General features: G+C 68.4%; 14 protein-coding genes and 1 pseudogene. 10 read left to right on the forward strand and 5 right to left on the reverse strand.

All coding sequences use genetic code 11. The annotated features are described in order from the left end of the window. The coding region (locus DI276_RS52740) for an RICIN domain-containing protein (RefSeq protein ID WP_232837246.1) at positions 1–574 on the forward strand (574 nt) is incomplete at its 5' end. Between the two features lie 253 nt (positions 575–827). Next, the gene (locus tag DI276_RS51590; RefSeq protein ID WP_198681211.1) at positions 828–1,136 is read left to right on the forward strand and encodes an integrase; all 309 of its coding nucleotides are present in this window, start codon (positions 828–830) and stop codon (positions 1,134–1,136) included. 758 nt (positions 1,137–1,894) lie between these two features. Here the strand turns inward: DI276_RS51590 and DI276_RS40070 are convergent. Beyond that, positions 1,895–3,118 carry a wax ester/triacylglycerol synthase domain-containing protein gene (locus DI276_RS40070; protein WP_112273703.1) on the reverse strand — a complete coding sequence of 408 codons (1,224 nt, stop codon included), beginning with the start codon at positions 3,116–3,118 and terminating at the stop codon, positions 1,895–1,897. Beyond that, a complete protein-coding gene (locus DI276_RS40075; RefSeq protein ID WP_112273705.1) occupies positions 3,115–3,738 on the reverse strand; it encodes an SRPBCC family protein in 624 nt (207 codons plus the stop codon). The genes DI276_RS40070 and DI276_RS40075 overlap by 4 nt, the downstream gene beginning before the upstream one ends. 215 nt (positions 3,739–3,953) lie before the next feature. Here DI276_RS40075 and DI276_RS40080 point away from each other — a divergent pair, with 215 nt between their 5' ends. The 8 genes from DI276_RS40080 to DI276_RS53330 all read left to right on the forward strand — a co-directional run bounded on the left by DI276_RS40080 (position 3,954) and on the right by DI276_RS53330 (position 11,249). Continuing rightward, a complete protein-coding gene (locus DI276_RS40080; RefSeq protein WP_232837247.1) occupies positions 3,954–4,202 on the forward strand; it encodes a DUF2933 domain-containing protein in 249 nt (82 codons plus the stop codon). Next, entirely contained in the window at positions 4,202–4,642 is a 441-nt protein-coding gene (locus DI276_RS40085; protein WP_112273707.1) for a hypothetical protein, read from the forward strand. The genes DI276_RS40080 and DI276_RS40085 overlap by 1 nt, the downstream gene beginning before the upstream one ends. A gap of 5 nt (positions 4,643–4,647) precedes the next feature. Next, entirely contained in the window at positions 4,648–5,073 is a 426-nt protein-coding gene (locus DI276_RS40090) for a hypothetical protein (protein WP_112273709.1), read from the forward strand. Continuing rightward, complete coding sequence (locus DI276_RS40095; RefSeq protein ID WP_112273711.1) at positions 5,070–5,714, forward strand: ABC transporter ATP-binding protein; 645 nt, start codon at positions 5,070–5,072, stop codon at positions 5,712–5,714. Before DI276_RS40090 ends, DI276_RS40095 begins: the two co-directional genes overlap by 4 nt. Then, positions 5,711–7,171, forward strand: coding sequence for an ABC transporter permease (locus DI276_RS40100; protein WP_112273713.1), 1,461 nt, complete (start codon positions 5,711–5,713; stop codon positions 7,169–7,171). Before DI276_RS40095 ends, DI276_RS40100 begins: the two co-directional genes overlap by 4 nt. After that, complete coding sequence (locus tag DI276_RS40105) at positions 7,168–8,565, forward strand: multicopper oxidase family protein (protein ID WP_112273715.1); 1,398 nt, start codon at positions 7,168–7,170, stop codon at positions 8,563–8,565. The genes DI276_RS40100 and DI276_RS40105 overlap by 4 nt, the downstream gene beginning before the upstream one ends. Next, positions 8,562–10,898: a heavy metal translocating P-type ATPase gene (locus tag DI276_RS40110; protein ID WP_112273717.1), complete on the forward strand. Its 2,337-nt coding sequence runs from the start codon at positions 8,562–8,564 to the stop codon at positions 10,896–10,898. Before DI276_RS40105 ends, DI276_RS40110 begins: the two co-directional genes overlap by 4 nt. Before the next feature lie 222 nt (positions 10,899–11,120). Beyond that, positions 11,121–11,249 carry a hypothetical protein gene (locus tag DI276_RS53330; protein ID WP_332874751.1) on the forward strand — a complete coding sequence of 43 codons (129 nt, stop codon included), beginning with the start codon at positions 11,121–11,123 and terminating at the stop codon, positions 11,247–11,249. A 41-nt stretch (positions 11,250–11,290) separates the two neighbouring features. Here the strand turns inward: DI276_RS53330 and DI276_RS53335 are convergent. From DI276_RS53335 to DI276_RS40125, 3 genes and pseudogenes are all read right to left on the reverse strand, one after another. Beyond that, a pseudogene (locus tag DI276_RS53335) lies at positions 11,291–11,443 on the reverse strand (hypothetical protein); the annotation flags it as partial. A 36-nt stretch (positions 11,444–11,479) separates the two neighbouring features. Beyond that, positions 11,480–11,911 (reverse strand): hypothetical protein, encoded by a 432-nt coding sequence (locus DI276_RS40120; protein ID WP_112273721.1) that lies wholly within the window; start codon positions 11,909–11,911, stop codon positions 11,480–11,482. A gap of 1 nt (position 11,912) precedes the next feature. Continuing rightward, positions 11,913–12,515 carry a hypothetical protein gene (locus tag DI276_RS40125; RefSeq protein WP_112273723.1) on the reverse strand — a complete coding sequence of 201 codons (603 nt, stop codon included), beginning with the start codon at positions 12,513–12,515 and terminating at the stop codon, positions 11,913–11,915. Positions 12,516–12,605: the final 90 nt, after the last annotated feature.

Here is a 12,605-nt window from a genome sequence, read left to right on the forward strand (position 1 = left end):
GACCATCCCGCTGGGTTCGCGCGTGAGCCAGCCGGTGTCCTTCACGACCCCCGCCAGTGGCTCACGGGTGTACCTCGTCCTGTCCACCGCCAAGTCCGGCGTCACCACGTTCACCGACACGGCCGAGTACTTCACGTTGGGCGCCGGCCAGGGTCCCACGCCCGGCAAGTACCGCATCGTCAACCGCAACAGCGGCAAGCCGCTGGCCATCGCGGGCAACTCCACCGCCGACGGTGCCAAAACCGTGCAGCAGACCGGAAACGCGACCTGGACCATCAGCGCCGGGCAGAACGGAGCCTTCACCCTGCGCTACGACGCGACCGGCAAGGTGCTCGACGTCAACGGTTCCTCTACCACCGCCGGGCTACAGCTACAGCAGTGGACCGCGAACAGCGGCACCAACCAGCAGTGGTTCCTGCGGCCGGCGGCCGGTGGGTTCTTCACCATCGTCAACGTCGGCAACGGTCTCGCGGCGGACGTCTACGGAGCGTCCACAAGCGACGGTGCGCAGGTCGTGCAATGGACTGCCAACGGCGGCGCCAACCAGCAATGGCAATTCCTGCCGCAGTCCTGACCTCAGGTGGACAGGAGGAAGATCGCGGCGCCCAGCAGAAGTGCGAAGACCGCGAGCACGACGACGAGCGTGATGCCCGCCCTCGGTGCGCGGTGCGATGCACCGCACCGAGGGCGGCGACTACGTCGTCAGGTTCACCTCGGCCAGCTGACCCAGCGCGGTGGGCAGCGGTTCGTAGTGCAGCACTGTACGTGCCGAGAAATACGTCCGTGCAGGCCAGCAGGCATCGGCGTGTTAGCGATCATCATCCGGCATGATCGCGGCCGTGCTGGTCCGCTTCGCCTACCTCGCCGTCTCCCAGGTCTTCGCCGCGCTGTGGCTCTTGCGTATGACCGATCGGGAGAAGGATGTCGAGATTCTCGCGTTACGCCACCAACTTGCGGTCCTGCACCGGCAACTCGGCGATCAGCGTCCACGATGGCGGCCTGAGGACAGGGTGTTGCTCGCAGCCTTGCTTGTGCCCGTGGCCCGCGCGACGTTGCGCCGGCTCCGGCTCTTGGTCAGCCCGGATACGGTGCTGAGGTGGCACCGCCACCTGATCAGCGCCGCCATGCCCGCATGAGCGTGAACCGAGCGCCCGGACGTCCGCGCACTGTCGCTTCGATCCGCCATCTCGTCCTGCGCCTGGCAACCGAGAACCCCTCGTGGGGGTATCGACGTATCCACGGTGAACTCGCGCTGCTCGGTGTCGCGATCGCCGCGTCGACGGTGTGGGAGATCCTCAAGACTGACGGCATCGATCCGGCCCCGCGCCGGACAACCGTTACGAAGGTACTGGTCTTACCGGCACCACCGGTACCAAGAAGCGCGAAGGAGCTTTTCGCTTTGGGAAGCGTCGTGACTGCGGCAGGCCGTACGTCATCGCCGCTCAACCAGTCGTCCTCGGAAGGTGGCAGAAGGAAGCCATCATCGTCGAGCAGTACCGGATGTGACGCCGGGAGTGCGTATCGGTGGAACTCCTTCGCCTCGGTCATCCTGCAGTCTCCGATCTCACCGCTGTTGCCGTGCCGACCGTAGAGCAGTTGGTTCACCAGTTCGATTCTGTGACCGCCGGTTGGGGTGGAGTGTCGCGATCGGCAGTTCTGCCGTACCAGACGAAGCCGCGTGAGTACACGGGACCACACCCCACCGCGACCCGATCACCCGATCGCAGGGCCAGGCCGTAGGCCCGTACGTCGTCAGCAGTACTCGGCGGCTTGATCAACGAGCATGAACCTGAGGCGGCCTGATACGGAGGTCAGACTCGTCGGACCACATTTTGGTACCCCACAGGGCACAGTCCGCTGGCCGGTCGAACGCACCTCCGCCTGGCTGAGGCATTCAGCTGAGCAGGTCGAGCTCGGCCTGCAGCGCCTCAGTGAGCACGAGCAGGTCGGGCACATGATCGGGATCGGCGACCACCGTGATGGTGAACGTGTCGGCGTAGGACAAGGCCGCGAACGCCACCGTCACGTTGCCGGTGGTGGCCGACAGCGGAGTGAGGCCGACGACCGACGTGCCGGCCAGGCGCATGGGGTGATCAGGGCCGTGCACGTTGGTGACGAAGGTGTGCACCAAGCGTTGGTGGTTCATGAACCAACCCGCTGCCCCGAGCCCCTTCAACACCCGGAAGATCGGTGTGGCCGACCTGACCGATTTCTTGTGTGACCGGGTGATGGCGGCGATCCGTGACAGACGTGACCAGTGGTCGCCGCCGGTCGGCAGCGCGACGGGCATGACGCCAGTGCTGTTGCCCAGGTGAGATGCCGTGGTAGATCGACGCGTCGACACGGGGATCGAGACGACCAGCTCGTTGACGTGGTCGCCGCGTCCGATCAGCACCGTGCCCAGTGCTCCCGTGACGGCGGTGAGCAAGGCGTCGTTGACCGTGCCCCCGCAGCGGTGTGCGGCGGCCTGCAGGCGGGACACGCTGGCGCGTGCGATGGTCTGCTGCCGCCGTGGGCCGGTCGACTGGTTCAGGGAGCAGCGCGCACCGCGTGAGGGCCACCGCAGCCCGGCGAACGAGTCGCGCCGAGGCAGTCTCAGCCGGGTCTTCCAGGCGTCCTTCGCGAGTTCACGACGGGAGGGCGCGACAGCGGGAAAGGGCACGGTCTCGGTAGGAGGTGCCCCGTCGACCAGGTTCGCCAGCACGGCGAGGCCGCCGATGCCATCGGACAACACGTGGTGAAACACCAGGATCAGCGCCGCTCTTTCCTCTGCCAGCCCGGTGACCAGCGTTGCTGACCAGAGTGGTGACGAGTGGGGCAACGGGCGAATTACCAGCGACGAGGCGATGTTCAGCAGCGCTGTCTCGTCGCCAGAAGCCGGGCAGACCATGCGATGCACGTGCCTGGTGATGTCGAACTCGGCGTCGTCGATCCAGACAGGGCGGCCACAACCGAACGGCGTCCGGATCAGACGCCGGCGCAGCCGCGGAACGGTCCGGATGCGGTCCGCGAGCAGGGATTCGACGTCGCCAGGATCCCGTTCCAGCACGACTATCGCGCCGACCTGCATGTCCGAGGCCAGCGACACCATGTCGTCGGGACTTGCCCGGTCGATCATCGGAGGTGCCGTTCGGCCCGCTGCTTGATGCCGCGCAACATCTTCTGCTCCATCACCAGGCTTCCCGGCTCCATCACGAGCTGGTTGAACCACCGGACGAGCAGCGACGCGTCAGGGACGGCGATGCGGTTGCGGCTGATCAGCCTGGTACCGCCGGGGATCTCGTGCAGCACGAATGCCCAGACCCACCGCATGTCGTCGGAACGCAGCACGAGCGCGTGATCGGGTTCGAGAATCTCCACCAGCAGCTTGGGCCCTCCTTCCCCGACCGGCAGGACGTCACCGACGTGCAGGTCCTGGAACTGCGGAAGGATCTCGTCGGCGCTGTGCATGTTCAGGCCGAACAGGTTCTCGATCCAGTCATAGGTGTAGGCGCCGCCGCGCCCGCTGCCCATCTGCACCAGCCACGGCCAGATTCGGCCGGGAGACGCCGCGACGGTGATCGCGCGGGTGGTCATCAGGTCGGGTTGGCGCAGCAGGTCGTCACCGGGCAACGTGGCCCGAGCCTCCTCCTCGGTCGCGCCCCAGGTCAGGCACCACTCGCGCCACAACAGTGGATACGACGCCACAGCTGCGACGGTGCCGCCCATTGCCAGTCCCGCGATCTTGGCTGTCCTCATGACTTCTACGGTGCTTCGGCTTGTGTCGATTGCTCAGAGCCCTAGGACCCGACCTCGCAAGGTCGTCCGTTCGATAGAGCAGGATGACTTTCAGCAAACGAAAACCTCCTAAGTGACGTCGTAGGCCGGTGCTAGGGACCTAGGCCGGTCCCAGGTGGGGACCTTCGGATTCCGCCGGTCGCGACGAGCTGCTCTGCTGACCAGCGGTTCAGGCGATGATGCTCGAAGACGTCCAGGTAGCAGAGGAGGACGTCGTGAAGCGCTACCACTTCGGGCTGTACGCGATCGCACTCGCGATCCTGATCGTCGGCCTCGCCTTCGTAGGAGTTCCTGTCCAGACGATGTTGTTCGGTCTGGTCGTGCTGGCTTGTCCGCTGATGATGATGTTCATGATGGGCGGTCACGGCGGTCACGGTGGATCCGATCAGCAGGATCGCGACCACCACACGACCGGTCGGCAGTGATGGCGGCGAGGAACGCGGTGCGGGCCGGAGTCGTGGCGGCTGTTGCCCTTGCGGCGTTCTACGCGCTGGTTGTCGGTTTCGCGGGCGGTCTTGAGCACCTGGGGCAGCAGACGGTCGAGGACTGGCCCTGGCTCGTGATGATCGTCGGCGGATTCGGCACGCAGATCGGACTCTTCGCCGAACTCCGCCGGCGCAAGCGGCTGCACGCCGACGTGCGCGCCGCGACGGGTGGCGGCGCGGGAGCCTCCGCAGTCGGCATGGTGGCGTGCTGCGCCCACCACATCGCCGACCTGGCGCCGGTCATCGGCGCGTCCGGTGCCGCCGTGTTCCTGACCGAGTACCGGACTCCGATCATGGCGGCCGGCATCGCGATCAACGCACTCGGCGTCTTCCTCGCAGCGCGCAGATTGCGCCGCATGCCGGTCCCAACAGGACGGTGAGAACGATGGTCCACATCACCACGTCGCGACGCGGAGTCGCCGTCGTCGCCGCGATCGCCCTGGTCGTCCTCGGCGTGGTCGCCTGGTCCGCCACCCGTTCCGGCTCGGCCCCGGCGGATCTGGGTACGCGCACCACGCGGGCCGGCGAGGTCGAGGTGACGATGACCGCGCTGACCCTGGACCACTCAGGTGCCGTCTTCGGGGTCGAGTTCGACACGCACACCGTGGAACTGGGGCTCGACCCGGCCACCGCCGTCATGACCGTGAACGGCACTCAAGCCGGCGGAGCGGCTTGGGACGGTTCCGGACCCGGTGGGCACCACCGCGAAGGGACGCTGCGGTTCACCACGCCGGTTCCGTCGGGCGCCGCGGTCGAACTGCGCATCACCGGACTGCCTCAGGACGCGATCGGCACCTGGACCGCGCCATGACCACCACAGACCTACCTCTGCGGACCGCGGTGCTGGAGGCGTCCGGCCTCGAGAAGAGCTATCGGCGGGGTTTCCGGCAGCGCCGGAAGGTGTTGCGGGGCGCGGACCTCAGGCTGCTGCCAGGTGAGGTCGTCGGCCTGGTGGGGGAGAACGGCTCGGGCAAGTCGACGCTGATGAAGATACTCGTCCGGGCGTTACAGCCGGACGCGGGGACGGTGTCGGTCGTGGGCAGGCTCGGGTACTGCCCGCAGGAACCGGTGTACTACGAGCGGCTCACGTGCGACGAGCACTTCGAACTGTTCGGGCGCGCCTACCGGATGAGCCAGCAGGCCGAGCGGCGGGCGCGGCGCGAGCTGTACGCGGCGCTGGGGTTCGAGCGGTACGCCGCGACCCGCGCCGACCAGCTCTCCGGCGGCACGTTGGCGAAGCTGAACCTGGGTCTCGCACTGCTCGCCGATCCGGAGGTCCTGCTGCTGGACGAGCCCTACGCCGGGTTCGACTGGGACACCTATCTGCGGTTCTGGGAACTCGTCGCCCAACGACGCGAGCAAGGCCGATCGGTGCTGATCATCAGCCATTTCGTCGCCGACGAGGAGCGCTTCGACCGCATCGTCCACCTCAGTGACGGACAGACGCGATGACGACGCTGTTGTTCGTGCGGCGCTTCCTGGCCGACTACGCGCGCAACCCGGTCAACCCGTTGGTGCTTGTGCTGGTGCCGGTGGTGTTCGTGGTTGTGGCGGCGGGATCGATGGCCGAGGCCGCGAAGCTGCTCGGCGGCACCGGGCCGTCGGTCGAGACCGCCGCCGCGGGTTGGGCGGCGGGTTTCCTGGCGGGGATCGCTTCGTACTTCCAGTTGCGGGCGGCGAGGGCGGCTGACCGCAGGCTCGTGCTCGCCGGCTTGCCGTCCGCACGACTGGTCAGCGCGCGCGTGGCGACCGGCCTGGCGCTGGCGGTGCTGGCCTCCGCGGCGGCATTGGTGGCGCTCCCCGCCCGCACCGGGATCGACCAGCCGTGGCGCGTGGCCGCCGGGACGCTGATGTTCGCGGTGATCTACCTCGCCATCGGAGCGGTGACCGGTGTCCTGGTGCACAACCAGGTCAACGGCACCGTGCTGATCCTGTTCGTCTGGATCATGGACGTGTTCTTCGGTCCCGCCGTGGGCTCGCCGGACCGGCTCGCGACCCGGTGGCTGCCGACGCACTTCGTTACGCTGTGGATGATCGACCTGCCGTCCCGGCACGGTGGCCGCCTCGGAGACCTCGGCTGGGCACTCGCCTGGACGATCGGTGCACTCATCACCGCCTGCGTCGTTGTCGCCGCGACCACGCGAATCGCACGTGGTGGCCGGACCTGGGGCAGCTTTACCACCGCGTTGCGGATGGGACTGCGCGACTACCGCCGCAACCCGGTGCTCTGGGCGTTGCTGGTGGTGGTGCCGGTCGTGTTCATCTGGCTGTCCAAGGTGATCACGCCGGACGACACCACGTCGCTGTCCCTTGTGGACGACGGAAGGAAGTCGCTGTTCTCGTTCTGGCTTCCGAACATGCACGCCGGCACCATGACCCCGATCGCCGTCGCCTCGCTGGCCGCGCTCGCCGGGTTGTTCGCCGTCCTCGACGCCCGCTCCGGCGACCAGCGCCTCACCCTCGCCGGGTTCCGTACCCGTACGCTGCTGGCCGCACGGTTGAGCATGATCGGTTTGGTCGTGCTGCTGGTGACCGCGGCTACTCTTGCCGTCACCGCCACGGTGTTCGACGCCGAGCAATGGGCCGTCTACGCGGGCGGCAACGCGTTGCTGGCCGCAACCTACGCCCTCATCGGCGTGTGCATCGGGCCGATCTTCGGCCGGGTGTCGGGTGTGCTGATCGCCTTCCTGCTGCCGTTTCTGGACGTGGGGATCGCACAGAGCCCGATGCTGCGCGCCGAACCGGCGGACTGGGCCCGGTTCCTGCCGGGCTACGGCGCCGATCGCGTGCTGCTGGACGGCGGGCTGACCGCGAGCTTCGACGAGACCGCGGCGTTGTTGCTGGGTCTCGGCTGGCTGCTTGTACTCGGTGTGCTGGCCGCGAGGCTCTTCAGAAGGGCGACGACATGAACTCGTTCAGCCGCCGGGCCTTTCTCGGCACCGTTGCACTCGGACTGGCCGGGTGCTCGGCGGAGAACCGGCTGATCCTGCCGACCGATCCGATGGTGAGCCGCACGGAGTCGGCTCGCGGTGGCAGCGGCCGTGCCCGTGCGGTCACGCTGACCGCGACCCGGAGCCAGATCGACCTCGGTGGTCCGGTGGTCGAGACGTGGACCTACGACGGAGCTCTGCCAGGCAGGGAGATCCGCGTCGGCGCTGGCGACCTCGTCGAGGCCCGGCTGGTGAACCGGCTGCCCGCGGAGACGTCGATCCACTGGCACGGGCTGGCGCTGCGCAACGACATGGACGGCGTGCCTCTCGTGACCCAGGCCGCGATCAAACCGGGGGAGGACTTCACCTACCGGTTCGTCGCGCCAACGCCCGGTACGCACTGGCTCCACCCGCACACCGGGACTCAGCTCGACCGCGGCCTGTACGCGCCCTTGATCGTCGAGGACTCCGCCGAACCCGGCAGGTACGACGCGGAGTGGGTGGTCGTGCTCGACGACTGGCTCGACGGGACCGGCACGAACCCGGACGAGGTGTTCGCGGGACTGCGGCGGCGCGGCGGGCACTCGATGCACGGCATGACCGGGCTGGGCGGGGACGTGCCTCATCCGCACCACCTGATCAACGGCCGAGTCGCGGCCGCGCCCGTCACGTTCGCTGCGAAGCCGGGCCACCGCTTGCGGATCCGGTTCATCAACGCGGCCGCGGACACCGCGTACCGGGTCGCACTGGGTGGCCATCGCATGACGGTCACCCACACCGACGGGTTCCCCGTGACCCCAGCGGACACCGACGCCCTGGTCATCGGTATGGGCGAGCGCTACGACGTGCTCATCACGTTGGCGGACGGCGTGTTCCCGCTTGTAGCGCTCGCGGAAGGCAAGAACGCCAATGCCCAGGCGGTCGTGCGCACCGGCTCCGGCGCCGTTCCCGACGTGCGTCCTGCCGAGCTGGACGGCAAGGTCGTGACGTACGACCAGCTCAAGGCGGTGCATTCGCTGGGCGTGAGGAAACCGGACCTGGTGCACCGGGTGGCCCTGACCGGGGGAATGATGAGCTACGAGTGGGGCATCAACGGCCGCGCCGGCGACCTCACCCCGGCACGTGTCCGAAGTGGACAGCGAGTCCGGCTGGAGTTCGTCAACACCACGATGATGTGGCACCCGATGCACCTGCACGGACACACCTTCCAGCTGAACGGCCCGCGCAAGGACACCGTGATCGTGCGGCCCGGCCAGACCGTGGCGTGTGAGTTCGACGCGGACAACCCCGGCCAGTGGATGGTTCACTGCCACAACGCCTACCACGCCGAAGCCGGGATGATGTCCGTGCTCGGCTATGAGGAGTCTCGATGAGCACCGTGGTGCTGGACGTCAGCGGACTGCACTGGGCGTCCGAGCAGAACGTCGTCAACGCCAAGCTCGGCAGGCAGCCCGGTGTGCACCACGTCGAGGTCAACCCGACCGCGCAGACCGCGACCGTGCGGTTCGACCCGGCCGTGACCTCCGTGGCCGACCTGCGCCAGTGGGTCGTCGACTGCGGCTACCACTGCGCCGGCCAGTCCGTGCCGCACCACATCTGCGATCCGGCCGCGGAACCCGGCGCTGAGCACTCGCCGCACGAGATGATGGGCCACGGTGGCCATGCGGGAATGTCGATGGCCGCGATGGTCGCCGACATGCGCAACCGGTTCCTGGTGGCGTTGCTGTTCTCCATCCCGATCTTGCTGTGGTCGCCGATCGGCACGGAAGTCTTCGGGCTGCACCTGCCCACGCCGTTCGGGATCCGCGCGGACGTGTGGTCGCTGTTGCTCAGCCTGCCAGTGATCTTCTACTCGTGCTGGATCTTCTTCGACGGTGCTTGGCGTGCGTTGCGTGCCAGGACACTCGACATGATGGTGCTCGTCGCGGTGGCGGTCGGCGCGGGCTGGCTGTACTCCGTGGTGATCACGCTGACCGGCGGGGGAGAGGTCTTCTACGAGGCCGCCACTGTGCTGGCCGCGTTCGTCCTGTTGGGACACTGGTTCGAGATGCGGGCCCGCGGCGGCGCGAACGACGCCATCCGGGCACTGCTGAACCTGGCGCCACCCAAAGCCCTTGTCCTGCGCGACGACGAGCCGGTCGAGGTGCCCACCGCCGAGGTGGTGGTCGGTGATCTACTCCTGGTGCGGCCGGGTGCGAAGATCGCGGTGGACGGTGTCGTCGAGGACGGCGAGTCCGAGGTCGACGAGTCGATGGTCACCGGTGAAAGCCTGCCGGTGCACAAGGCACCCGGCTCGGCCGTCATCGGCGCCACGATCAACGCCAACGGCACGCTGCGCGTCCGAGCGACCAAGATCGGCTCGGACACCGCGCTTGCCCAGATCGTCAAGCTCGTCCAGGAAGCACAGAACTCCAAGGCACCTGGTCAGCGGCTCGCCGACCGGGCGGCGTTCTGGTTGGTGCTGGTCGCGTTGGCCGGTGGCGCGCTGACCCTCGCGGCCTGGCTGCTCTCGGGAGCCTCGTTCGCCACCGCGATGCTGTTCGCCATCACGGTCGTCGTGATCACCTGCCCGGACGCCCTCGGACTCGCCACCCCGACCGCGATCATGGTCGGCACCGGGCTCGGCGCCAAGCGCGGCGTGCTGTTCAAGAACGCCATGGCACTGGAGACCTCCGCGCGCATCGATGTCGTCGTGATGGACAAGACCGGCACCCTGACCAAGGGTGAGCCCGAGGTCACCGACGTGATCGCCGACGGTTTCGACCAGACCGAACTGCTGCGGCTCGTCGCAGCGGTCGAACGAGAGTCCGAACACCCGCTTGCCGAGGCCATTGTCCGCCGCGCCGGCGACCTCGACGGTGTGCGCGCCGAGCGGTTCGAGAACGTGCCGGGACACGGCGCGATCGCTCAGGTGAACGGACGGCGTGTCGTGGTCGGCAACCGGCGACTGCTCGAGCGGGAAGGCGTCGACCTCGGCTCCCTGGCGGCGCGTCGGGACGAGCTGGCCGCCACCGGGCGCACCGCGGTACTGGCCGCGGTCGACGGTGTGGCCGCCGGCGTGATCGGCATCGCCGACGCGCCGAGGGAAACGTCGGTGGCCGCCGTCGAGGCGCTGCACGACCTCGGGGTCGAGGTCGTCATGCTGACCGGCGACAACCAGGCGACCGCGGAACGCATCGCCTCGCGGCTCGGCATCGACACCGTCATCGCCGAGGTCCTGCCTGGCGACAAAGCCGCACACGTCGCCGAGCTGCAGCGAAGTGGCCGCAAGGTCGCGATGGTCGGCGACGGCGTGAACGACGCCCCGGCCCTGGCTCAGGCCGATCTCGGCATCGCCATCGGCGCCGGCACCGACGTGGCCATCGAGACCGCCGATGTGGTGCTGATGCGCTCCGACCCGCTGGACGTTCCGACCGCGTTGCGCATCGGGCGCGGCACGCTGCGCAAGATGCGCCAGAACCTCGGCTGGGCCATCGGCTACAACGCCATCGCTCTGCCGATCGCCGCCGGTGTGTTCGAACCCGCCTTGGGGCTGATGCTCCGCCCGGAGATCGCCGCGTTGTCGATGTCCGGCTCGAGCCTCATCGTCGCCGTGAACGCGCTGGCGCTCAAGCGGCTGCGCCTGCCCACGGGCGCGAGCGACCGTCGCGCGACCGTGCCAGGTGGCCTCGACCAGGCCGGTGGCGAGCAGGACGACGCCAAGTGAGCCGACGAGCGCGGTGATGGATGCCGCCCTGGCCCTGTCGGGGTTGGCGTTTGGCCTGTGGGCGATGCCGTGCACGGTGGTCGCGGCCATGACCACCGCGAACAGAAGCAGCTCAACGCGGATGGCGCTGCCCGTCTGGCAGGTCGACCGCGACCGACACGTACTGGCCCAGTTCGAACGCCAGTACCGGTCCGCCCGTCATCGGGCAGCAGGGTGAAGGACATGGTGTCGACGGCTTCCTCGTCGCGCTTCGCCACGCGCCAGGGCCGCCAGAGTGTGTCGGGGGAGACGCAGGCGTTCTGGTGCAGCCGTGCCTCGGCGGCGATCAGCGAGGCCGCGAACAACCAGTAGACCTCGTCCCACGCGGCCGCGACCTCAGGCGTGACGGCGTCACCGAGCACGGTCGCGACGGCGCCGATGAAGTGCTTGCCGACGATCAGGTACCGGTTGGGCCGCACCCCGAGCGTGGCGTGCTTGTGGGCGATGGGTTCGGCGATCGGACCGAACGGCACGCCGACGCCGGGCGAACGCAGTTGGGGTGTCACACGGCAATCAGCACGGCGAGCGACTCGGTGTGTGCCCTACGGCGTCGAATAGGGCTCCGACCGTTCGATCGACCGCGTGACTGAGGGCCTGTGGTTCCGGTCGCGCTCGGTGTGTTCCTCCGCCAGCTGGTCGGCCAGCTGTTCCTGACGCTCTTCACCGCGGTAGCTCACGAGCACCCTCATGGTGATCGCGTGCGCCAATGCCAGGAGGAGCAGCACGATGCCGAGTTTGGTGACGAGCTGCTGCAGCTGGCCGTCGACTGGCACGTCGACGGTGGAGAGCAGCGCGACGAGACCGAGCACGATCAGCATGAACAGGGTGGTGGTCAGCCAGCCTGCGGCGATGCTCGTGCCGCGGTGGGAGTTCGTGGCGAGGTAGCGGCGCCCGCTGATGGTGATGATCGCGGCGTCGGCGATGACCAGCAGCGTGCTGATGGTCAGGAAGGCGATGTAGCTGTCGGTGTCCATGTCAGCTCCGGTTGAGGAGTCGGGTGAGGGCGGAGCCGGTGATCGCTGCCATCGTGGCCGCCATGACGAGGCCTCCTAGTGCTCCGATCAGGGCGATCAGCACCGCCGGCTGGCCGGGTTGCCAGAGGGGAGTGGTGAACGCCGCGAACACGACCAGGCCGGCGGCCCACGCCACGGCGTTGGCCCCCACCCACAGGTGTGCCCTGGCGACGTGGTGGCGCAGGACCAGCCACTGACCCGTGCCCAGCGACAAAAGGACGCCGATGCCGGCGATCGACACGAGCGCGAGCAGTGCGGGGAGCGGGAGGTTACCTAGGAACTGGCTGTGGTCGACGGCGAGCAGAGCGACCGCCCAGGCGAAACCGGCGGCCAGTGCGGTGACGCCGATCCAGTGAGGTGCGCTGAGCGAGGGGAACGTGCGGCGCAGGACGAGACACTGCGCCGCACCGAGGATCGCGCCCTCCGCTGTGCCGGCGAGGACGAGCACCGGTGCCGACGACGTCAGGGCGCCGGTCAGCGCCGGGGCCAGGAAGCCGAGGAACTCCCCGGCGGTCACCCAGGCGAACCAGGTCTTCCAGACCTCGCGTGTCAGCGTTGTGCTCATACCTCAACGTTGCGCTATCGGCGACGCCGAACGCAGGGACCAAGGTCCTCAGCTCAGAGTGCGCCTTGCCGTGGTGGGCAAGGACACTTC

It is taken from the genome of Lentzea terrae (assembly GCF_003265345.1).
GTDB classification, from domain to species: domain Bacteria; phylum Actinomycetota; class Actinomycetes; order Mycobacteriales; family Pseudonocardiaceae; genus Lentzea; species Lentzea terrae.

What these genes read in the sequence shown, in the direction of transcription:
- DI276_RS40105 (WP_112273715.1), top strand. Translation starts at nt 7,168, where the DNA reads ATGAACTCGTTCAGCCGCCGGGCCTTTCTCGGCACCGTTGCACTCGGA.
- DI276_RS40090 (WP_112273709.1), top strand. Translation starts at nt 4,648, where the DNA reads ATGGTCCACATCACCACGTCGCGACGCGGAGTCGCCGTCGTCGCCGCG.
- DI276_RS40125 (WP_112273723.1), bottom strand. Translation starts at nt 12,515, where the DNA reads ATGAGCACAACGCTGACACGCGAGGTCTGGAAGACCTGGTTCGCCTGG.
- DI276_RS40110 (WP_112273717.1), top strand. Translation starts at nt 8,562, where the DNA reads ATGAGCACCGTGGTGCTGGACGTCAGCGGACTGCACTGGGCGTCCGAG.
- DI276_RS40070 (WP_112273703.1), bottom strand. Translation starts at nt 3,118, where the DNA reads ATGATCGACCGGGCAAGTCCCGACGACATGGTGTCGCTGGCCTCGGAC.
- DI276_RS40075 (WP_112273705.1), bottom strand. Translation starts at nt 3,738, where the DNA reads ATGAGGACAGCCAAGATCGCGGGACTGGCAATGGGCGGCACCGTCGCA.
- DI276_RS40085 (WP_112273707.1), top strand. Translation starts at nt 4,202, where the DNA reads ATGGCGGCGAGGAACGCGGTGCGGGCCGGAGTCGTGGCGGCTGTTGCC.
- DI276_RS40095 (WP_112273711.1), top strand. Translation starts at nt 5,070, where the DNA reads ATGACCACCACAGACCTACCTCTGCGGACCGCGGTGCTGGAGGCGTCC.
- DI276_RS51590 (WP_198681211.1), top strand. Translation starts at nt 828, where the DNA reads ATGATCGCGGCCGTGCTGGTCCGCTTCGCCTACCTCGCCGTCTCCCAG.
- DI276_RS40120 (WP_112273721.1), bottom strand. Translation starts at nt 11,911, where the DNA reads ATGGACACCGACAGCTACATCGCCTTCCTGACCATCAGCACGCTGCTG.
- DI276_RS53330 (WP_332874751.1), top strand. Translation starts at nt 11,121, where the DNA reads ATGGTGTCGACGGCTTCCTCGTCGCGCTTCGCCACGCGCCAGGGCCGC.
- DI276_RS40100 (WP_112273713.1), top strand. Translation starts at nt 5,711, where the DNA reads ATGACGACGCTGTTGTTCGTGCGGCGCTTCCTGGCCGACTACGCGCGC.
- DI276_RS40080 (WP_232837247.1), top strand. Translation starts at nt 3,954, where the DNA reads ATGATGCTCGAAGACGTCCAGGTAGCAGAGGAGGACGTCGTGAAGCGC.